This window comes from uncultured Microbulbifer sp. (assembly GCF_913055755.1).
Taxonomy (GTDB): Bacteria; Pseudomonadota; Gammaproteobacteria; order Pseudomonadales; family Cellvibrionaceae; genus Microbulbifer.
In genome coordinates this window covers 21,831-43,547 of sequence record NZ_CAJXKH010000011.1, presented here as the reverse complement: position 1 = coordinate 43,547, position 21,717 = coordinate 21,831, and the positions used below count along the sequence as shown (strand labels likewise).

At 61.4% G+C, this 21,717-nt stretch carries 18 protein-coding genes; 8 read left to right on the top strand and 10 right to left on the bottom strand.

Translation table 11 applies throughout. The annotated features are described in order from the left end of the window. Position 1 precedes the first annotated feature (1 nt). From QZ511_RS03960 to QZ511_RS03945, 4 genes are all read left to right on the top strand, one after another. Positions 2–2,914 carry an insulinase family protein gene (locus QZ511_RS03960; RefSeq protein ID WP_295799272.1) on the top strand — a complete coding sequence of 971 codons (2,913 nt, stop codon included), beginning with the start codon at positions 2–4 and terminating at the stop codon, positions 2,912–2,914. A 25-nt stretch (positions 2,915–2,939) separates the two neighbouring features. Then, positions 2,940–3,680, top strand: coding sequence for a carboxy-S-adenosyl-L-methionine synthase CmoA (gene cmoA / locus QZ511_RS03955; protein ID WP_295799270.1), 741 nt, complete (start codon positions 2,940–2,942; stop codon positions 3,678–3,680). Between the two features lie 18 nt (positions 3,681–3,698). Further along, positions 3,699–4,676, top strand: coding sequence for a tRNA 5-methoxyuridine(34)/uridine 5-oxyacetic acid(34) synthase CmoB (gene cmoB, locus QZ511_RS03950; protein WP_295799267.1), 978 nt, complete (start codon positions 3,699–3,701; stop codon positions 4,674–4,676). 281 nt (positions 4,677–4,957) lie between these two features. Further along, positions 4,958–6,343 (top strand): L-serine ammonia-lyase, encoded by a 1,386-nt coding sequence (locus QZ511_RS03945; RefSeq protein ID WP_295799264.1) that lies wholly within the window; start codon positions 4,958–4,960, stop codon positions 6,341–6,343. Between the two features lie 12 nt (positions 6,344–6,355). On the opposite strand, the gene QZ511_RS03940 is transcribed toward QZ511_RS03945, so the two are convergent. The 8 genes from QZ511_RS03940 to QZ511_RS03905 form a co-directional block, all read right to left on the bottom strand. Continuing rightward, positions 6,356–7,153, bottom strand: coding sequence for a class I SAM-dependent methyltransferase (locus QZ511_RS03940; RefSeq protein WP_295799261.1), 798 nt, complete (start codon positions 7,151–7,153; stop codon positions 6,356–6,358). A 29-nt stretch (positions 7,154–7,182) separates the two neighbouring features. Then, complete coding sequence (locus tag QZ511_RS03935; RefSeq protein ID WP_295799258.1) at positions 7,183–7,551, bottom strand: STAS/SEC14 domain-containing protein; 369 nt, start codon at positions 7,549–7,551, stop codon at positions 7,183–7,185. A gap of 109 nt (positions 7,552–7,660) precedes the next feature. Further along, positions 7,661–8,086, bottom strand: coding sequence for a hypothetical protein (locus QZ511_RS03930; protein ID WP_295799254.1), 426 nt, complete (start codon positions 8,084–8,086; stop codon positions 7,661–7,663). 324 nt (positions 8,087–8,410) lie between these two features. Then, positions 8,411–9,001: a hypothetical protein gene (locus QZ511_RS03925; protein WP_295799252.1), complete on the bottom strand. Its 591-nt coding sequence runs from the start codon at positions 8,999–9,001 to the stop codon at positions 8,411–8,413. Positions 9,002–9,066: 65 nt separating this feature from the next. Continuing rightward, positions 9,067–9,717 carry an OmpA family protein gene (locus QZ511_RS03920; protein WP_295799249.1) on the bottom strand — a complete coding sequence of 217 codons (651 nt, stop codon included), beginning with the start codon at positions 9,715–9,717 and terminating at the stop codon, positions 9,067–9,069. A 660-nt stretch (positions 9,718–10,377) separates the two neighbouring features. Then, positions 10,378–10,605, bottom strand: coding sequence for a SlyX family protein (locus QZ511_RS03915; protein WP_295799247.1), 228 nt, complete (start codon positions 10,603–10,605; stop codon positions 10,378–10,380). A 30-nt stretch (positions 10,606–10,635) separates the two neighbouring features. Continuing rightward, the gene (locus tag QZ511_RS03910; RefSeq protein ID WP_295799245.1) at positions 10,636–11,781 is read right to left on the bottom strand and encodes a serine hydrolase domain-containing protein; all 1,146 of its coding nucleotides are present in this window, start codon (positions 11,779–11,781) and stop codon (positions 10,636–10,638) included. A 91-nt stretch (positions 11,782–11,872) separates the two neighbouring features. Continuing rightward, positions 11,873–12,706, bottom strand: coding sequence for an ion transporter (locus tag QZ511_RS03905; RefSeq protein ID WP_295799243.1), 834 nt, complete (start codon positions 12,704–12,706; stop codon positions 11,873–11,875). A gap of 224 nt (positions 12,707–12,930) precedes the next feature. Here QZ511_RS03905 and yciH point away from each other — a divergent pair, with 224 nt between their 5' ends. Continuing rightward, positions 12,931–13,254: a stress response translation initiation inhibitor YciH gene (gene yciH, locus QZ511_RS03900; RefSeq protein WP_295799240.1), complete on the top strand. Its 324-nt coding sequence runs from the start codon at positions 12,931–12,933 to the stop codon at positions 13,252–13,254. Between the two features lie 14 nt (positions 13,255–13,268). Here the strand turns inward: yciH and QZ511_RS03895 are convergent, their stop codons facing one another. Together QZ511_RS03895 and QZ511_RS03890 are read right to left on the bottom strand one after the other, a co-directional pair. Continuing rightward, on the bottom strand, positions 13,269–15,827 hold the full coding sequence (locus QZ511_RS03895) for a hypothetical protein (protein ID WP_295799238.1): 2,559 nt from the start codon (positions 15,825–15,827) through the stop codon (positions 13,269–13,271). A 219-nt stretch (positions 15,828–16,046) separates the two neighbouring features. Then, complete coding sequence (locus QZ511_RS03890) at positions 16,047–16,706, bottom strand: TetR/AcrR family transcriptional regulator (RefSeq protein WP_295799235.1); 660 nt, start codon at positions 16,704–16,706, stop codon at positions 16,047–16,049. Positions 16,707–16,825: 119 nt separating this feature from the next. Between QZ511_RS03890 and QZ511_RS03885 the strand changes: the two genes are divergently transcribed. The 3 genes from QZ511_RS03885 to QZ511_RS03875 are packed head-to-tail and all read left to right on the top strand — an operon-like array spanning position 16,826 to position 21,697. After that, positions 16,826–18,433: an acyl-CoA carboxylase subunit beta gene (locus tag QZ511_RS03885; RefSeq protein WP_295799231.1), complete on the top strand. Its 1,608-nt coding sequence runs from the start codon at positions 16,826–16,828 to the stop codon at positions 18,431–18,433. 31 nt (positions 18,434–18,464) lie between these two features. Beyond that, a complete protein-coding gene (locus QZ511_RS03880) occupies positions 18,465–19,631 on the top strand; it encodes an acyl-CoA dehydrogenase family protein (protein WP_295799228.1) in 1,167 nt (388 codons plus the stop codon). Next, positions 19,628–21,697 carry a biotin carboxylase N-terminal domain-containing protein gene (locus tag QZ511_RS03875; RefSeq protein ID WP_295799225.1) on the top strand — a complete coding sequence of 690 codons (2,070 nt, stop codon included), beginning with the start codon at positions 19,628–19,630 and terminating at the stop codon, positions 21,695–21,697. The genes QZ511_RS03880 and QZ511_RS03875 overlap by 4 nt, the downstream gene beginning before the upstream one ends. Positions 21,698–21,717: the final 20 nt, after the last annotated feature.

Sequence of the window (21,717 nt, the reverse complement as noted above, 5' to 3'; positions counted from 1 at the left end):
TTTGAGCAACGTACACCCCGCCTTCGAGCCCATCACCAGTGCCGAGATCGAATCCCTCGGCGTGCGGGTAGAAGAATACCGCCATCGCCATACCGGCGCCCAGCACCTGCACATTGCCGCCGACAACCCCGAAAACGTGTTCCTGGTTGCCCTGCGCACAGTGCCCCAGGACTCCACCGGCGTCGCCCATATACTCGAGCATACCGCGCTCTGCGGCAGTGACAAATACCCGGTGCGCGATCCTTTCTTCATGATGATCCGGCGTTCCCTGAACACATTTATGAATGCCTTCACCAGTTCCGACTGGACCGCCTACCCGTTCGCCAGCCAGAACCGCAAGGATTTCGACAACCTGCTCGACGTCTATCTGGACGCGGTATTCTTTGCCCGCCTGGACCCACTGGACTTTGCTCAGGAAGGCCACCGGCTGGAGTTCGCGGAACCGGAAAACCCGGAGAGCGAGCTGGTATTCAAGGGCGTGGTCTTCAATGAGATGAAGGGTGCCATGAGTTCGGTGACCTCGCGCCTGTGGCAATCCCTGAGCAAATACCTGTTCCCCACCACCACTTACCACTTCAACTCCGGTGGCGAGCCGTCGGATATCCCCGAACTCACCTACGAGCAGCTGGTCAGCTTCTACCGCAGCCACTACCACCCCAGCAATGCAATTTTCATGACGTTCGGCAATATCGATGCCGCCGAACACCAGGCAGTGTTTGAAGAGAAAGCCCTGCATAAATTTGACGAGCTGCAGAAAACCATCGCTGTAGGCCGCGAAAAGCGCTACCTGTCACCGGTGCGGGTAGAGGAAAAGTACCCGCTGCCCGCGGAAGAGGAGCAGGCAGAGAAAACCCATATCGTTCTCGGCTGGCTTCTGGGCGATGTCACCGACCTGGAAGAGGCGCTCACCGCGCACCTGCTGTCCGGGGTACTGCTGGACAACAGCGCCTCGCCGCTGATGAAGCTGCTGGAAACCACCGACCTCGGCCACTCGCCCTCCCCGCTCTGCGGCCTCGACGACTCGCAGCGTGAGCTGGTGTTCGTGTGCGGTATCGAAGGCAGCGAGCGCGAGCGCGCCGACGAGCTGGAGCAGCAGGTACTCAAGGTGCTCGAGGACGTGGCGGAAAACGGCGTGCCCTACGAGCAGGTCGCGGCAGCGCTACACCAGCTGGAACTGCAGCAGCGGGAAATTGGCGGCGACGGTTTCCCCTACGGCCTGCAACTGATTCTCACCGCACTCACCGGCGCTACCCACCGCGGCGATGCCATCGGCCTGCTGAATATCGACAGCACCCTGGAAAAGCTCCGGGAGCAGATCAAGGACCCGAAATTCATTGCCAACACCGCGCGCAAACTGTTGCTGGACAACCAGCACCGCGTGCGCCTGGTGCTGTCACCGGATACCGAACTGGCCAGCCGCGACGAGCAGGCGGAAAAAACCCGCCTCGCCGAGATCAAGGGCTCCCTGACTGACGGCGAACGGCAGCAGATCATCCAGACCGCAAAAGCGCTGGCGGAGCGTCAGCAGCGCAAGGACGACGAGTCCATCCTACCCAAGGTCGGGGTGGAGGACATTCCGCCGGAACTGCCGAAGGTCGAGGGGGAAACCGTCGCCGTGGCCAGCAGCAAGGCAACCCGCTACAGCGCCGGCACCAACGGCCTGGTGTACCAGCAACTGGTTACCACCCTGCCGGAATTTACCGAGGAAGAGCGCCAGCTGCTGCCCTATTACTGCCAGTCCCTGTGTGAACTGGGCCTGGGCGACAAGGATTACCTGGCGGTGCAGCAATGGCAGGCGGCCGTGGCCGGCTCCATCCACGGGTTTACCAGCCACCGCACGGAACTCGACAACCTGCAAAACCAGTCCGGCCACTTTATCCTGTCCGGCAAGGCCCTGGCGGCAAACCAGGCGGCACTGACCGAACTGATGCAGGCCACCGTGGAACAGGTACGCTTCGACGAACTGCCCCGCATCAAGGAACTGCTTCTACAAACCCTGGCGCGGCGCGAGCAGTCGGTGGTCGGCAGCGGGCACGCACTCGCCATGGCTGCCGCCAGCGCCGGCTTCAACCGTGCCGCCGCCGATGGCCACGAGTCCGGAGGCCTGCAGGGCCTGCGCCAGCTCAAGGCACTGGTGCGCACCCTCGACAGCAACGAGGGGCTGGAAACCCTGGCCGGCAAATTTGCCGCGATTCACCAGAAAATTGTCAGCTGTGAGCGCCAGTTCCTGCTGATTGGCGAAGACGACAAGCTGTCTGATTTCACCGCGGCCCTGCAACCGCTGGCGAACACCGGCAACCTCGCTCCCGCCAGTCCCACAGCGCCGTTCGAGCCCCGCAAGGTACAGGAAGTCTGGGTGGCCAACAGCCAGGTCAACTTCTGCGCCAAGGCCTACCCCACCGTGCCCATGTCACACCCGGATGCCGCGCCACTGGCAGTGCTTGGCGGTTTCCTGCGCAACGGCTACCTGCACCGCACCATTCGCGAACAGGGTGGCGCCTACGGCGGTGGTGCCAGTCACGATGGCAATATCGGCGCATTCCGCTTCTATTCCTATCGCGACCCGCGCATGGCGGAAACACTGAAAGATTTCGACGATTCCATCGACTGGCTGCTGGGCAGCGGGCACGAGGAATCCCAGGTCGAGGAAGCGATCCTCGGTGTCGTCGGCGGCATGGACAAACCTGGCTCACCGGCCGGCGAGGCGAAAAAGGCCTTCCACTCCGCGCTGTACGGCCGCACCCACGAGGTGCGCCAGGCATTTCGCCGCAAGGTGACCGAAGTCACGTTGCAGGATCTGCAACGGGTGGGCAAAACCTACCTGCAACCGGAGAAGGCGAACACCGCGGTGGTCACCGGCAGTCAGGGCCGCGAGGCCGGCGTCGCGCTGGACCTGCACGAAGAAAAACTGTGAGCGGGCGGTAAGCGGGAACAGTAACGTGAGCAAGAAAGACGATATTTTTGCCAGGCCGCTGGGTGACGTCGCCGGCTTCACTTTCGACCAGTCGGTAGTGGAAGTTTTCCCGGACATGATCCAGCGCTCGGTGCCGGGGTACAGCACCATCGTGGCAATGATCGGCACCCTCGCCGAGCGCTTCGCCCAGGCCGGCAGCCGCTGCTACGACCTCGGTTGCTCCCTGGGTGCGGCAACCCTGGCGATGCGCCACCGGATACCCGCGGCCGACTGCGAGATCATCGCGGTGGACAATTCCCAGGCCATGATCGATCGCGCCCGCACGGTGATTGCCGCCGACAGCGGTCAGCTGCCGGTGCAACTGGTCTGCGACAATCTGCAGAATGTGGATATCAAAGATGCTTCCGTGGTGGTGCTGAATTTCACTCTGCAGTTCATCCCCACCGCGGAACGACGGGATATCCTGCAGAAGATTTACGCGGGTCTGCGCCCCGGAGGTGTGCTGATCCTGTCGGAGAAAGTGGCGTTTTCCGACAGCGACCACCAGGAGCTGATGATCGACCTGCACCACGCCTTCAAGGCCGCCAACGGTTACAGTGCGCTGGAGATCGCGCAAAAGCGCAGCGCGCTGGAAAACGTGCTGATCCCCGAGACCCTGTTCGACCACCGCGAGCGCCTCAAGTCTGTGGGGTTCAGCAGTGTTGACGTCTGGTTCCAGTGCTTCAATTTTGCCTCCATGATCGCCATCAAACAGCGCGACAGCTGAACCGGTTAACCTTACCCCATGATCGACTACACCCAGCTCTATGCGGGCCTGCATCACATTCCCGAGCTGCGGCCCTGGCTCACCAGCCTGCCGCAGCAGATAGCCCAGGGACTGGATCCCCAGCGCTGGGGGGAACTTCCGGAATGGGAAGCGGTGCTGGCGGGACTGCCGGACCTCACCCCCTCTTCCGTCACCTTTGACAGCGAAGTGCGCGCCGGAAATACCGACGACGCCACCCCGGCGCAGCGCCAGCAACTGGAAGCCCAGCTGCGCAAACTGCACCCCTGGCGCAAGGGCCCCTGGAACCTGTTCGATGTTTTCATCGACACCGAGTGGCGCTCGGACTGGAAGTGGGATCGCGTGTCGCCACACCTGGCGCCGCTGCAAAACCGGCTGGTGCTCGACGTCGGCTGCGGCAGCGGTTACCACTGCTGGCGCCAGTACGGAGCCGGTGCACGCCGCGTGGTTGGCATAGATCCTTCGGCGAAATTTGTCGCCCAGTTTTACGCATCAAAAAAATATCTCGGTATGCACCGGCCGGTGGATGTACTGCCGCTGGGTATCGAGGCGCTACCGCCGCAACTGCAGGCGTTCGACACCACCTTTTCCATGGGTGTGCTGTATCACCGCCGCTCGCCACTGGATCACCTGCGGGAACTGCGGGAAACCCTGCGCCCCGGCGGCCAGCTGGTGCTGGAGACCCTGGTGATCGACGGCGATCCGGGGGAGTGTCTGGTGCCCGAGGGCCGCTACGCCAAAATGCGCAATGTGTGGTTCTTCCCCACCACCGCCACACTGGAGAGCTGGCTGCGCAAGGTGGGATTCGTCGAGCCCCGCACCGTGGACCTGGATCGCACCAGCCTCGAGGAACAGCGCAGTACCGACTGGATGCGCTTCGAGTCACTGGTGGATTTCCTCGACCCGGCAGATCACCGCAAAACTCTCGAGGGGCACCCCGCACCGCTGAGGGCGACACTGGTAGCCACGGCACCCTGACCAAAGTTGCCCGATTATTCGCAACATTCCCTCTGTCTGCCGCGCCCTGTGTAGTTGTTTGTTGCACGGGGCATGAGTCCAACCAAATAAAATCTCGATTTCCCGCCCCCTTCTTGCACCGGCTGGCGGCATCGGCGAAGTTGTCGGCCGCTGCCCGCCAACGGCCTCCCGACCCGCACACGGCCAGCGGTTACATACTATAAAACTACACTTACGGCAGTCGCGTCGCCCCTGGGGCAACGGGTCCAACTGCCAATGACGAGAGATTTCACAAGCCTGCTATGAGCATCAGCATTTTTGAGTTGTTCAAGATCGGCGTCGGCCCATCCAGCTCCCACACCGTCGGCCCCATGGTTGCGGCAAAACAGTTCATATCCGATCTGACCGCCCGTGGAGAATTACCGCAAACCGATCGCGTGGAGGTGCACCTGTACGGCTCCCTCGCGCTCACCGGGGTCGGCCACGGCACCGATATGGCGGTACTGATGGGATTGCTGGGCGAAGCCCCGGACACCATTGATGTCAACACCATCGAGGACAAGCTGGCTGATATCGCCGCGCAGCAGTGCCTGGCGCTGGGTGGCTCCCACTCGGTGCAGTTCGAGCAGGAGCGCGACCTGCTGTTTCACAAGGAAGAATTTCTGCCACAGCACTCCAACGGCATGACCTGCCGCGCATTCGCCGGAGACAACCTGTTGTTTGAACGCAGCTATTTCTCCATTGGCGGCGGCTTCGTACTGTCGGAAGAGGACTTCAAGCACAAGGAAGAAATTGCCACGGTTCTGCCCTACGACTTCAGCTCCGCCCAGGAACTGATGGAAATCTGCGAACAGCGCGGCTGGACCATCGCCGAGCTCGCGATGGAAAACGAAAAGGCGTTCCGCAGCGAACAGGAAATCAAGGCTGGCCTGTGGCAGATCTGGGAGGTAATGGAAGCCTCCATCGAGCGCGGCTGCCATCAGCGCGGCGTGCTACCCGGAGGCCTCGGGGTGCGCCGACGCGCAGAAGAACACTACCGGGAACTCAGCAAGCAGACCGAAGAAGAGCGCCGTCAGGGCCTGGCGATCCTCGACTGGGTGAGCCTGTTCGCCCTTGCGGTAAACGAGGAAAACGCCGCGCGCGGTCGTATCGTCACCGCCCCAACCAACGGCGCTGCCGGGGTGATCCCCGCCACCGTTGCCTACTATGTGCGCTTTGTGCACGACCCGGCAATCCACGGCGACCTCAAGGACCAGGTAGTGGAATTCCTGCTGACCGCCGGTGCCATCGGCATGCTGTTCAAGAAAAACGCGTCCATTTCCGCCGCCGAAGTGGGCTGCCAGGGTGAGATCGGCGTCGCGTGCTCCATGGCATCCGCGGGGCTCGCCGCGGTCCAGGGCGGCAGCAACCAGCAGATCGAAAACGCCGCGGAGATCGGCATGGAGCACAACCTGGGGCTCACCTGCGACCCCATCGGGGGACTGGTGCAGGTGCCCTGCATCGAGCGCAATACCATGGGCGCAGTGAAGGCGATCAATGCCGCGCGCCTGGCCCTGCGTGGAACCGGCGCGCATATCGTGCCCCTGGACAGCGTGATCGAAACCATGCGCCAGACCGGTATCGATATGCAGAGCAAGTACAAGGAAACGTCCCTCGGCGGCCTTGCCGTAAACGCGGTGAACTGCTGATCTCGCACACCTTCAGCCCGGCACCCCGTGCCGGGTATAGATATCGAAACGCCCGGACTTGCCCTCCAGGGACAGGCTGGGTTTGGTATCCGCCAGATAGGGCGCCAGCCGCGGTCGCTTGACCACGGTGCGGTAATAACAGGCGGCGCGCGCCGGCGCCAACAGCTGGTTCGCGTCCTCGTCCGCCCCCACCAGCTGGTGGAACGCCACCATTTCTTTTTTCACCTTGGCGCTTTTGTCGCGACTGGGGAACATCGGATCCAGAAAAACCACCGGCAGCGATTCTTCCGGCTGCGCCGCCAGCCAGCCCGCGGCACTGCCCACCCGCTCTTCCAGCACCAGGCGCTTGGCAATCGGTGCCAGCTCCCGGTCCTCCAGCGCAGCTTCCTGCAGCCGCCGCAAGCCATCCTCCAGTAATGCATAGACCACAGGGTTGCGCTCCAGCATGCGCACACTGCAACCGAGTGAGGCCAGCACAAACGCGTCCCGCCCCAGCCCGGCGGTGGCATCTATAACCTGCGGGTAGAAGCCACCGCGAATACCCACCGCCTTGGCGACCTGCTGCCCCTTGCCGCCGCCGAACTTGCGTCGGTGGGCAGCAGCGCCGCTGACAAAATCCACCAGTACCGGACCCGGCGCCTTGCGACCGGTAGCGCAGAGCTGCAATGCGGGACCGAACTCCAGCACAAACGGGAATTCCTCGATGTCTTTTGGTGAAGCACTACCCAGAAATGGCAGCGCCAGGCTGGCGGCAAGCGCCTCAGCGCTCGGATTGAATTCGGCTTGCGCGGCGGTGACGGCCAACTGCATGGGGAAATTTCCGCTGAAAAGCGCTGAATTTACCCGGCCTGACTCAACCAATCCAGTGCCGGCTGCAATTCGCTACCGCGAAACGGGCGCACTTCCGCCGCAACGAAATGGTTGAGCAATTGCGGCATAAAACGCAACAGGGTGTTGTCAGAGAGGATTGCAATCTTGTGCAGCTGGCGATGCTGATTGCGAATAAACACGCAGTGGGAAACCAGATCGGCGAAACTCTGCCAACCGGTGAAATGGCGGGCGTCGATCAGCAACCCCTGGAGACCACCCTGCTGGCTAATCACCGGGTCCACCTGCGCGGCAAGCGCGCGAAACTCGGCGGGGTTCACATGCGCAACCGGCCGGATCTCGAGGATATCGTGATTGTGATGCCAGCAGTGCTCGATCATGGCCGCGTAACCAGTACAACTACTACACATTAAGCTTAGAAAACAAAAAGGCCGCGAACCAGTCGCGGCCTTTTGGCTTGCGCAAATGTGCGCTTCCAGTGAGACGCAGTTACTGCTGCGGCTCGTCCTCGGTTGTGGAATCTTCACCCTTGAGTTTGTCCATCGCGTCTTCGGCGGCATCTTTAGTGGCCTCACCGGCGTCCTCGATGGCATCCCCGGCTTTTTTCGCCGCATCTTCGATGACGTCACCGGCCTCAGAAGCCGCTTCCTTGGTCTCATCCAACAGGCTGTCGGACGTTTGTGGCTCACCGGTATCCGGCGTTTCCGGCGCTACGTCGTCGCTCTCCTGTGGCATGGTCGGATCCGAATCCATGTCCGGCGGTGTAGTGGTATCCGGCATGGAATCGTCCATGCTTTCGCTCTTGGGCTGCTCCATCTGGTCGTATTGATCATCGACCGCCTTGTCGGATTTCTGCGACATGAAGTAGCCGATGATGAGCAGTAAGATAATCAGTGGTAACAGTAGTTTTTTCATAAACCCAATGACCCCTGGTGGTTGCAGTAAATGTGTCGGAGCAAGACCCGTGCGGGCGGCATCCAGTTCCGGCGAATGTGCCCTTGCGGATCAACCCGGTCGGGCACAGCTTGCAGAGACTTGATGTGCAGCACCAAACTGCCCAGGTCTCGCCGTTGGAGCCACAGCATTCTTCACAGCATGTGTTTCTACGGAAGAAGTCAGCGCCAATACTGATAAGAATAATCTTCAATTGCCGCACTTCAAGGAACATTATTCCCAATTTACAGTGTTTATGGTTGTATCAGTGCCACTTTTTATTAGGTTGAGATCTATATGAGCTTCTCAGCCCTGGCTTTCAGGCTGTAGATAGGCCAGCAGCGATGCCGCGTCAGCACCGGCCATTACGCCCTGGCAACTGGCGATCTGCAGCCGCCCATCGGTATCGGTTTCCGCAAACAGCAGGTACTGCTCACCGCGCACCAACTTGCGGTCGCAGGCATCCAGTGTGATCCGGAATGCCACCAGCTCACCCTGCTCGCCCTTCCATACTTTCTGTGCGACACCGGAATAAACGTACCCCAGGATTGCTACCATGCCTGGCTCCGAGAGCGCGTTGTCCACCATCCGGTGCACACCGGTAATCTTGACCTGCGCCACCCACTCGGCGTGTTCGAACTGGCGAGCCACGTCACTGTCGTCAATGCGCTCGTAGACCTTTTGAAAATCCTCGTCACCGCTATTGCGCCCCGCCACCCGTGGGGCTTCCGACACGGGCATCGCTTTGTCGTCGGCACTGTCGTCGACGTTGTTGCCGGCCAGCGCTGCTGTCGTACTGACAAGGCATGCAATAACGGTCACCGCCAGGCGCAACGCCAGCTTCTCGATCGTGACACTAACCGAACCCAGTCTTTCCATGGCTTGTCTTGCGTACATCTCCTACTCCCTGGCGTGTTTTTATCGGGCAATAAAAAAGGGCGCCGAAGCGCCCTCTTATCTTGCTACTGCAGCGGTAGCAATTCCAGCTCAACCCGACGGTTGGCCTGACGGCCGGCGTCGGAGTCATTGGAAGCGATGGGGTAACGTTCACCGTAACCTACCGCCTGCACGCGACCGGCAGCCACTTCACGCTGGGCGAAGAAATTGGCGACAGACTGGGCGCGACGCTCAGACAGGTTCTGGTTGGTAACATCGGAACCAGTGCTGTCGGTGTGACCGCTGACGCGAATCGCTGTTTTGTCGAATTCGTTCAGTACCAGCACCACGGAGTCCAGCGTGTCGTAGAAATCGCTACGGATTTCATAGCGGTTGGTGGCAAAGGTAATGTTGCCCGGCATGATCAGGCGGATATTGTCGCCTTCACGCTGCACCCGCACACCAGTGCCTTCGAGACGCTGGCGCAGGGCCATTTCCTGGCGGTCCATGTAATAACCGATACCACCGCCAATGGCCGCACCACCGAGAGCACCGGTAATGGCCCCCTTCTTGCGGTCCTTTTTGCTGGCAGTTGCGGCGCCGATGATGGCACCAGCGACTGCCCCAGCACCAGCGCCCTTGGCGGCGTTGCTGGTTTTGCTCTCCTGGGTGTACGGGTCGAGGGTGGTACAACCTACCAGCGAACCCAGAGCAAGAATGGCTACCCATTTTTTCATTGAAGCTTCTCCTAACGCTTGTACTTATGACGGGTGAGAATTCGGCCAACCCCCGGTCTACCGAAAGTGGTATCTGGGGTCGATGCACGCAGTATCACAGGCAATTCCTGACTGGAAGCTGAACCGTGCTCGCCATGGCCGGGAAGACTATTCGGAAAGTGTGATCAGGTCTACCGTTCAGCTCGCATTTTGACGCCTCGATCAAGTTCGGTCTCTCGGCCGATCCGGCCTGTCAGCGTCGCGAAAGCCTGCTGTAATTGCGTGTAATTTGGTCGTCCACAAGATCTGTGGATAACTCTGTGCATGATTCTGTAAAACCGGACCGCAAGCGGCGACAACACTGGCCCCCAGCATTTTGCGCACTTTTTGACCCCTTTATAATAAAGCTTTTAAATCAATAGGTTAGCGACTTTTTTGCGCGCAGCGTACCAATTCCCGAAGTGGCCAGCGCCACGAAAAATTGTGCCGGGAACATGTGGAAAAAAACTTGTCAAGGCTTGACTTGCAGCGGATCAATCAAAAATCCGGCGGCGTTTGCCGTCGACAAAAGGAAGCGTGCGCCAATGTCGCAAGGGGTGCAGAAAGGGAGGAATGCGCGGGTGGCAGCGAACAAAAATTACGCCGGGTTATCCCCGGCGTACCAGCCACCCAGCCCGCAGGTTAATAGTGCGGCGGCTTTTCATCCCCGGGACTTGCACCCTTGTGCATCTCGAAAATCAGGTCCTGGTATTTGCCCGACACTTCTCGCAAGCGGTTCATCAGCGCGCGGATCTGCGCATCCTGCGATGCAATCTGGTCATTCAGCTGCGCCAGGGTATCCTCCTGAAACGCCAACCGGGTTTCCAGTTCATCCACCCGCGCCGCCAGCTCGGTATTGCTTTCACTCATTAGTACAACCTCAATGTCGAAAACCGGAGATCAGAGCAAACGGCAAAGGCAGTTCACCAGCCCCACCGCGCGCTGGTCCATAAACAGGCTCTGCCCCATGCGGGAGGTGGCGTAGCCAAAGCCGATACCCGCTGCAGGATCCGCAAAACCGATACTGCCGCCGGCACCGGGATGGCCGAAACCGGCAGCGCTGCCGAAGTGCAGATCCTCAGCATTACCGGAGAGTATGAATCCGCAGCCGAACGCCACATCCGCCTGCAGAATACGATCCTGTGCCCTGCTCTGCTCGGTGGTCGCGTCCGCCAGTACTGTGGCGGGTAACAATGAGGGCGTGTCCGCTGACAGGTCTCCATATATGGTGGCCAGATCCCGCGCACTGAAGTGCCCGTTGGCAGCGGGGATCAAAGCGCTGCGCCACTCGTCGCCATTGGTCCCCATCATCAGGGTTACCGGGTTGGTAAATGCGGTGGCCACCGCGCCCTGGCGATCCTGTTTGATGGAGCGACCGATTGCGTTATCGCGCAGTTCCGGCAACGGCTTTTTCAGCGGCCCCACATCGGCAACCGAGGAGGAACGGTGGCCAACTGCACCGAAACCGCCATCCAGTGACAGCGGTTCCGCAATCAGCCGGCGATACAGTGTCATCAGCGGTTCGCCACTGGCTTTCTCTATCAGTCCCCCCAGGGTCCAACCGTAAAGAAACGGGGAATAGCCCTGTGCCGAGCCCGGCTGCCACCAGGGCTCCGTCGCCGCCACCTGCTGCAGGGCAGCCTGCCAGTCATAGATCAGGCTGTCGGCCACCCGTTCGCGAAAGGCGATGACACCGGAGCGGTGGCACAGGAGCTGACGGGCGGTGATTTCCGCTTTGCCGGCAGCGGCAAACTCGGGCCAGTAGTCCGCCACGGGCCGGTCCAGGTCGAGGTTGCCTGCGGCCACCTGCTGCAGTGCCAGCAGCGCCAGCACCCCTTTGGACGACGAGAACACATTGACCAGGGTGTCTTCCTCGAAGGCCCGCTCGCCCCCCCGGTCCGCACTGCCGGCCCACAGGGATGCCACCACTTCTCCGTGCTGGATCGCACAGAAAGCGGCGCCCACGTCGCCGTGTTCGCGAAAATTGGTGGCAAATGCGTCGTACAGCGCCTCGAATCCGGGCGCGCAATATCCCTGAATATCCATTGATCTCGACTACCTGTGGCAAGGATGGGTGTCAGCGGTGGGCGGCAAGAGTAATGACTTCCCGGGGCTGGCGCAAACCCCACCCTGGGGCTCAATCCGCGGAGGTGGGCTCAAAATCTTCCAGCCGGTAGCCGCAGTGCTTGCAGAACTCGGAATCCGCGTCGTGTCCGGCGCGGCCGCAGTTGGCACAGCGGGCCAGAGTCTTCTCCTTGCCCAGCTCGTGGGCGAGCTCGGCAGTCACAATGCCCGTGGGCACCGCGATGATGGAGTAGCCGATCAGCATGGTCATGGAGGCAATGGTCTGTCCCAGGACGGTGTGTGGAGTAATGTCGCCGAAGCCGACGGTGGTGATGGTGACGATGGTCCAGTAAATACTGGTGGGGATACTGGTAAAGCCGTGCTTTGGCCCTTCCACCAGAAACATGATGGAGCCGAAAATGATGCACAGCACCAGCACGCTTGCATAAAACACCAAAATCTTGCGGCGCGCCTGCCACAGGGAACGCATCAACAGGTTGGCGTCGCTCAGGTAGCGCACCAGCTTGAGCACCCGGAACACCCGCAATACCCGCAACAGTCGGATCACCATCAGGTAGGTGGCGCCGGTAAAGATCAGCGCGAGGTAACTGGGCAGGATCGCCAGCAGGTCCACAATGCCGTAGAAGCTGAAAATATAGGCCTTGCGGTCCGTCGCGCAGTAAATCCGGGTCAGGTATTCCACGGTAAACAACGCGGTAAAAATCCATTCGAGGGTAATGAACAGCTCGCCATGGCGCACGGACCAGCTCTCGATGGAGGCCAACATCACCAGTGCCACACTCAGCAGGATGGTCCAGATCAAAATCACATCGAAGTTCTTTCCCGCCGGTGTGTCGGTGCCGAAAATCACCTCGTTGAGCAGCTTCCTGGTGCCAGTCAATGCCATGCAATCTGATCCTGATTTGTTTCCCTAAGGCTGGTATGAGCCCCGGCGACATTCGCGGTCCGACCGGGGAGCATGCAATGCAGTGGCACACATTCTAGCCGAGCCCTAGCGGGAGATTAAGTGCCACGATGCGCTGCCGACGCATTAACAGTCGCCGGGGATTTCGCTATCCTTGCGCCCTCTTCAATTATGAGCCACAGATCCACCGGCTATCAGGAACTCCCATGCGCGAAAAGAACCGCCTCGTCTACTCCACCGACCGCGGCCGAATCAAAGAGGAACCGCGGGCGGAAACCCGCCACAGCGGTGATGGCATCGTGCGTATCCAGCGGGAGACCAACGGGCGCAAAGGCAAGGGCGTGACCTGCGTGCGCGGACTGGAGGGAAGCGACAGCGAACTGAAGCTGATACTGGCGGAACTCAAAAAGCGCTGTGGTTGTGGCGGCACCCTGAAGGACGGTGTTATCGAAATCCAGGGTGACAAGCGCAGCGAGATCAAGACAGCACTGGAAGCAAAGAATCTGAAAGTGAAACTGGCCGGCGGCTGACCGGCCAGAGCCGGTTACGAGAGCACGCCGGCAAGGCGCAACGGCCTGATGTTGCGCCGCCTTTCTTCCGCCAGGCACAGCTCCAGCAACTCAGCCAGCACCTGCTGGTAGCACTCCACAACCAGCGCGCAGACGTGCTTGCAGCGGAGCTCGACCGCCTGCAGGCGACCGCGTTCATCCCGCGCTTGCTGCCCATCCAGAAACGACCGCGACTCGGAAAATACCGCAACGCGCTGCGCAAGCGCGGCGCCCATGGCCTCGCCGTGATCCTCTACCAGGGCCAGCAATTGGTCGATCTGCTTCAGGATAAGCGCCGTATATTTCTGCAGCAGCTGCTCCGGTATTTTTTCTTCCGCCATCTGCTCTATCGCCTCACTGACGAGGTCGCCGTACTGCTCCAGGGACGCGAGGGGCTCCCGCAGGCGGTCGAATGCGGCAAGCTGCGACAGCAGTTCCTGACTGCGGCTGTGCTCGGATACATCCAGTGTCTCCAGCGCCTTCAATATCCGCTGGTAGAACATCTGCCATATCCTGTGGCGTTGCTGCTGGCATTCCTTGAGTCGCTCGCGATTGTCCCGTCGGGACTCGTCGGCGGCTGCTGGTGTGACGCCACTGAGGTGGTATTTGCCCGGATCCACCTTGCAGTTGCTGCGCAACAGCGCGGCGCCCAGCTGGATACGGGAAGCGGCCAACTGCAGGGTGGCATGGCGCTGCTCCTGCTCCCGCAGGTCCACCAGACGGCTGCGCAGCCAGTCCACGGTCTGCTGCAGGTCCATTTGTTGCAATTCCTCATGGGCCGGCACTTTGAGCGCAAGCAGTTCCCGCGGCATGACCCGGTTGAAATACTCCGCCAGTACCCCCTGCGCCTGTTCCACCTCTTTGTTGGCGGTCATCAACAGGTGGTTGTCTACCGCACGACAATGCTCATCGACCCCCAAGCGGCTGACACGACTACTCAGTTCGCGGAACTCCGCAAACAGCTTGGCCAGGCTGAAATCGCTGCGGGCCAACATCGACGGCAGCTGGCGCTCTTCCATTTCTGCCACCCGGCTGTGGTTGGCGGGCTCAGCGGGGTTCCAAACATCGGAATCCTCATCCATCGCCAGTTCGATGCTGGAACGAGTTTCAGAATCCAGATTGCGATACAGCCAGCCCACCGCGGCGGGATAGTCGCTCAAGCGCTTACCCATCAGCTGCGCTTCGCGATTGATTTCACTGGTAACCAGATCCGCGTGGACCAGCTGGTGCCAGCGGGCGGCGAATCCGGCACAGGCATCGCTGCCAAGCACGCTCGCCGCAATCCCATCAGCGCGCCGCTCGAGCAGGGTTCCCAGCCCCTTGCTCAGCCCCCGATGCAGCCCGTGCAGGCGTTCGATCACCGGCACCAGCGCAAGGCCGGACATTGCAAGCAACTTGTGCAGGGCGCGCGCCGGCCCCTTCGCTTCGCCACCGGCAGACACCACGGTACTCTCACTCTCCAGCGCTTCCTGCATGGCCTGCAGTCGCTGCTGCGGCACCAGCTGCAACCAGCTGGCGACCCGAATCAGGCGAGTCTGGTGGAACGACAGAGCACGCGCGATAAGTGCCAGGTTATCGCCCCCGTTCAACGTGGCAGCTGCGGACAGGCCGAGGGAGAGGGTGACTTCGCCGCGCCAGTGCGCAACAAAACCCTCGCTGCGCGCCAGGGTATCCGCCCCCGGATTGGCCTGCACCGCCGTGGGGACAACCCCGTCAAGCTTGCCTTTAAGTATTTCCAGCAGCAGGAACAGCCCCGGTGCGTCGGCCTTGCCCAGGGAAATCCCCGGACTGCCGGAATCGCGACGGGCGCGGTAATAAGGAATCAGGAACAGTGCGGCAAACAACCCCAGCAGAAGCAGTGTCAAACCGCTGCCGATCAGGGTGCCAGCGCCCAGGGACCCGGCCATAACCGCCTCGGGAATACGCCACAGGGCGAGGCACGCCTGGTAAACACAGAATACGGCGAGTGACAGGAACACCAGGGGTACGAGGCAGGCCGCCGGCAGTGCCGCGAGCAGGCGCGCGCGCTCGGCGGCAGAGGGGCCGCCTGCCCCACTGCGGTCATCCTCAAACAGCGCGGCCAGTTGCTCCCGCGCGCGCGCAGTCGAGGCCGCCTCGGCTGCCGGCTTTTTGTGATCTACCTGTGTCGGGTTTGCCGGTGCCTGCTTTTCCGGCGCTGCCGGCTTATCCTGCTGCTCGCGCCTGGCGCTCTCCTCAACCACAGCGGGGGACGACGCCACCACCTTCGCAGGTGCCTCTTTGCGCTCGCGACGCTGCTGGGCAAATTGCATGCGCGCCAACAGCGCGCGGTTGTCGAACTTGCCCGCCGGGTGCACTTCGATCTTGAGTCCAATCTGCTGCAGCTGGGTGCGGTATTGCACCACCTGTCCCGGTGACAGCTGATCCTTGATTACCCACCCCTTCAGTAACAACCGGCGCGCCTGTTGCGCCGAAATCGAGAAGGTACTGGTTACCTGCGCCAGAACCTCTCCCGGTTCCTTGGCGCGCAGTGTTTTACCTGCGGAAACAATCTGAAACTTTTGCTGGCCCGACATGGTTTGCCCCCAAAATCCCTTTAACCCCAATTTGCTCCGCGCCCGGTGTCCGAGCGCGGTCTGCCGGAAGATTAAAATATTCCTCTAGCGCTGATTGCGCACTGGTTCTCAGGTAATTTGGACGGGCGTAACACCTTGCCGGATTATCAACCGGGTTCACAGCTGGCGAGAGAACAGGGTCTCAATAGGAGATTCCCCCTCTCCGCTTGCCGGTCGCGGTCATTGGTCCGGCCACACCATCAGCAGCACCTGTCCCGCCAGCGCCTCCAGGGTCAGGCCGCGCCGGCGGGGCTTGAACCAACTGTGACTGTGGACCAGGGCCCCCAGTAACAGCTTGCGCGCAAGCTGCGAATCCGCGATACCGACGCCGGCGGGGCGCCGTTGCAACGCTGCGATCCAGATGGATTCGTAGTGTTCGCGTTCGTCCAGCACCCGCCGCTGGCTTTCCGCCGACAGGCTGCGCCACTCACTCACCAGAATCGGAAACCCCGGTACCGCAAGGCCGTGAATCGCTTCCAGTTCACAGCGGATACAGGCCAGCAGGCGTGCCTGTGGACTCTCCTGCGCCGCAGCCGCCATGCGCGCCGTCGCCACCCGGGAAACTTCCAGCATCACCTGGCACAGCAGCTCTTCCTTGTTGCGAAAGTGGTGGAAAATACTGCCAGACAAAATGCCCACCTCCGCGGCAATATCCCGCACCGTGGTCTGGGCAAAGCCTTTCTCCTGAAACAGGCGCGCCGCCGCGTGTAACAGGCGCCCGCGGGGACCATCCGGATCGCTGACTTCGCCGGTGGCCACCAGGCCCGCCACCAGCTTGCGCTCACTGGCGGTACCCTTTCGCGCCTTGGCGCTGGCCTCGTTCATCACTGCTTTTTTCACGGATTCACTGTTCAAAGACTTCCCCACTTGCCATTCGCGCCGGTTCGCTTGACAACCCGGTTGATAACCAAGCGCTTGCTTGGTAGCGTAGAGCGCATTATTTACAGAGGCGGCAGACCGTGCAACCCATTGGCTCCGATATCAACACCCAGGGCGAAGAGTTCCATCACAATCGTGCCGCCATGGAGCGGGCCCTCGCCGGTTTTCGCCAGGCACAGCAAAAGGTGGTCGACGCGGAGCAGGCCAAGGCCGAGCGCTACCATCAATGCAACCTGCTGTTGCCGCGGGAGCGGCTGAGCCACCTGCTCGACCCGGGCACACCGTTTATCGAACTCTGCGCACTGGCGGGCTACAAACTCTACGACGACCGCGATGGCACCGGCGCCGGCGGCGGCGCCATCTGCGGAATCGGTACCGTCAGCGGCCGCCGCTGCCTGGTGCGGGTGGACAATTACGCGGTCAAGGGCGGCACCATCTCCCCGGCGGGCATGGACAAGGCCCTGCGTATCCAGCAGGTTGCCCTGGAAAACCGCCTGCCACTGGTGACCCTGGCCCAGAGCGGCGGCGCCAATCTGATGTACGCCAATGAAACCTTTGCCCCCGGCGGGCGCGGCTTCGCCAATCAGGCGCGCCTGTCCGCCGCGGGTATTCCGCAGGTCACCGTGGTGCACGGCAATGCCACCGCCGGCGGTGCCTATCAGCCGGGGCTGTCAGATTATGTGGTACTGGTGCGCAATCAGTCCGGCATGTTCCTGGCCGGCCCACCACTGTTAAAGGCGGCCACCGGCGAGATCGCCACGGAAGAGGAACTGGGCGGCGCCGAAATGCATTGCGCCACGGCCGGCACCGGCGACTACCTGGCGGAAGATGACCGCGACGGCATCCGCCTCGCCCGTGAAATTGTCGCAACCCTGCCCTCCCCCTGTGCGGAACCGTTTCAGCGGCAATGGCAGGAACCACTCTATCCTTGTGATGAACTGCTCGGGGTTGTGCCGGCAGACAGCCGCACCCCCTACCCGGTCGAAGAGGTCCTTGCGCGCATCGCCGATGGCTCCGCCGCACTGCCGTTCAAACCGCAATTCGACCGGCAAACCTATTGCGGTCATATCCGTATCCAGGGGCACGCCGTCGGGGTCATCGGTAACAACGGTCCCATTACCCCCAAAGGTGCCAACAAGGCCGCGCAGTTTATCCAGCTCTGCGAACAGAGCGGCACACCACTGCTGTTCCTGCACAACACCACCGGCTTTATGGTGGGCACCGAGGTGGAACAGCAGGGCATCATCAAACACGGTGCCAAAATGATTCAGGCGGTTGCCAACGCGCGGGTGCCCAAGCTCAGCATCGTGGTGGGCGGCTCTTACGGCGCGGGCAACTACGCCATGTGCGGGCGCGGCTTCGATCCGCGTTTTATCTTCGCCTGGCCCAACTCGCGCACCGCAGTAATGGGCGCGGCCCAGGCCGGCAAGGTTATGCGTATTGTCAGCGAACAGAAGATGCAGCGCAGCGGCGCGGTGGATGCCGCGGCTCTCGACGCGCTGGAGAAAGACACCGCGGCATTTATGCAAGCGGGCTCCGACGCGCTGTCCTGCAGTGCGCGCCTGTGGGACGACGGCATCATCGACCCGCGGGATACTCGTACCCTGCTGGGCCTGCTGCTGGAAATCTGCGGCGACGCCGAGCGTGTGAAACTGCGCGAAAATACTTTTGGCGTCGCCCGACTTTAATATCAAAACAATAACCCGCGGAAATACACCCATGAAGCTGACCGACGAGCACCGGGAACTGCAGCGCACCGTTCGCCATTTCGTAGAGCAGGAACTGAACCCCCACACGGATGCGTGGGAGGCCGCAGGCAGTTTTCCCATTCGCGACCTGTTCGAGCGCCTGGGCGAGCTGGGATTACTGGGGATCAGCAAACCGGAACACTGCGGCGGCCTGGGACTCGATTTCAGTTACGAGACGGTTTTCCTTGAAACCCTGGGTGCAGCCCATTGCGGCGGTGTCCCCCTGTCCATTTCCGTACAGACCGCCATGGCCACCCCCGCACTGGCGCGCTTCGCCCACAAAGAGCTGCAGGAAGAATTTCTGAGTGCCGCAGTGCGCGGCGAGGCCATTGCCTCCATCGCCGTGTCAGAACCGGGGGCCGGCTCGGACGTTTCCGCAATTACCACCACTGCGGTCGCCGATGGCGATGACTACATCATCAACGGCAGCAAAATGTGGATCACCAATGCGCCCCACGCCGACTTTTTCTGCACCCTGGTCAATACCGGTGGCGACAAGGCACACAGCAACAAATCCCTGATCATTGTTCCGGCCAAGCTGCCCGGCGTGCGGGTGGGCAACCGTTTGCACAAGATGGGCATGCGCTCGTCGGAAACCGCACCGGTATTTTTCGACAATGTGCGGGTTCCCAAGCGTTTCCGGATCGGTGAGGAAGGTAGTGGGTTCCTGCTGCAGATGCTGCAGTTCCAGGAAGAGCGCCTTGCCGGTGCCGCCCTGACACTGATGGGTTTGGAAAACTGTATTACCGCCACCATCGACTATGTGCGCGAACGGGAGGCCTTCGGCGCGCCGCTGCTGAACAACCAGACAGTACATTTTTCCCTCGCGGAAATGCAGACCGAAGTGGAATGCCTGCGCGCCCTCACCTACCGCGCGGTGACCGCCTATATACAAGGCGAAGATGTCACCACCCTGGCATCGATGGCGAAACTCAAGTCCGGGCGCCTGACCCGCAGCATCCCGGACCAGTGCCTGCAGTACTGGGGCGGCATGGGTTACATGGAAGAGACCCCGATCAACCGCGCCTACCGCGACCTGCGCCTGACCGCCATCGGAGGCGGCGCCGATGAGGTAATGCTCGGTATTATCTGCAAGTTGATGGGTATTCTGCCATCGCGCAAAAAGATCCAGCCATGAAAGCGACCACAACACACGCCGGGGGCGCAGCCATGCCCACCTTGTTGATCGCCAACCGCGGAGAAATCGCGCTGCGTATCATGCGCACGGCCAAACAGATGGGCTTTCGGACCCTGGCCGTATTCAGCGATGCGGACCGCGGCGCGCCCCACGTACTGGCGGCGGACCTAGCCATACCCATCGGCGGCAATACCCCGCAGGAATCCTACCTGGATATCGGAAAAGTGATCGGGGCTGCACTGCAGGGCAACGCGGACTGCGTGCACCCGGGCTATGGTTTCCTGTCGGAAAACACCGACTTTGCCCGCGCCTGTAGCGACGCCGGGCTCACATTTATCGGTCCGTCACCGGAAGTGATCGAGTTGATGGGCAACAAACGGCGTGCGAAAGAATTTGCCCTGCAGGCGGGCGTGCCCTGTATCCCGGGTTATCAGGGAACCGGCAGCGATAGCGAGCTCGCAGCCCGCGCAGCGGAAGTCGGCTACCCACTGATGCTGAAGGCCGCCGCCGGTGGCGGCGGTCGCGGAATGCGCGTCGTGCGCGGTCCCGAAACACTCGCGGAACAACTCCGATCAGCCCGCGCCGAATCCCTGGCGGCATTCGGCAGCGATGAAATCATTCTCGAGAAGGCGCTCGATAACAGCCGCCACATCGAAATCCAGGTATTTGCCGACCGCCACGGAAACTGTATTCACCTCGGCGAGCGGGACTGCTCCATTCAGCGTCGCCACCAGAAAGTCGTGGAGGAAGCCCCCTCCCCTGCGGTCAGCCCGACATTGCGGGAAAGGCTCGGACAGGCCGCGGTGACACTGGCACAAGCCTGCAACTATACCGGCGCAGGCACCGTGGAGTTCCTGTTGGATGCGGAGGAAAACTTTTACTTCCTGGAAATGAACACCCGCCTGCAGGTGGAACACGGAGTCACTGAGCTGGTCACCGGAACCGACCTGGTGGCCTGGCAACTACAGGTGGCCCACGGCGAGGCGCTGCCCCTGTCCCAGGCGGATATCCAAATTCACGGGCACGCAATCGAAGTGCGCCTGTACGCGGAAGACCCGGAGCAAAACTTCCTGCCCCAGAGCGGGAAAATCCTGCAGTGGCATTCACCCGCAAACTTCGCCCACCAGTCCGAAGCCACCCAGCGGATGCGCTTCGACCACGCCCTGGCGGAAGGACTGGAAATATCGCCCTATTACGACCCCATGCTGGGCAAACTGATGGCCTGGGGCGAAAGCCGGGATTGTGCGCGCGGCGTTTTGTCCCGAGCCCTGGGTGAGCTGCCATTGATAGGACCGCGCAACAACCGCTTCTTCCTGCAACAGATCATGCAAGATCCGGTGTTCTCCGCTGGCGCCGCCCACACCGGATTTCTCAACGGACAATTCACGCCAGCAGAAGCTTCACCGTCATCGAGAGATGTTGCCCGCGCGCTGGGCGTAGCGCTGCTGCACCACCTCTCAATTCCCGCGCTGGAAAGGCGTGCGGGACGCGCCAACTGGCACAGCAATGGGATGGCAATGCCAAAACATTACCGCATCGACGATGGCCACGACTGCCAGCAGGTTGAGCTCGGTACAGCGGGCGCCCAGGGTTACCTCGCGCGGCTGCCGAGCGGCCTGGAGATAGCTGTCGACCTGTCCAGCGCTGCGATTACTCCCTCGTGTGCGAGTCTCACCTGTGTGACACTGAATGGCATACAACAACGTGCACAGTGGCATTTGGCTGAGCGGGCGCTGGTGCTGATATTTCAGGGCCGGCAGTGGACGTTTCGGGATGTCACCTATGCACCCGCACGAGCCAAGCACGCACAGAGTGACGGCTGTATCCGCGCGCCCATGGAGGGCAACCTGACCCGAATCTGCGTGGAGGTGGGAGAAACCGTAACCTGCGGTGACCTGCTGGCGACCATGGAGGCAATGAAAATGGAACACGCGCTGAAGGCCGACTGCGACGGCGTCGTCAGCGCAATTGACAGCAGCGCCGGCAGCCAGGTCAAGAGTGGCCAGCCCCTGATTCAGATCCAGGTTGCCAAGGAGCCGGTCGAGGAAGCCGCTTCACCGGATTGAACCGCAATAGGGCCTACAGG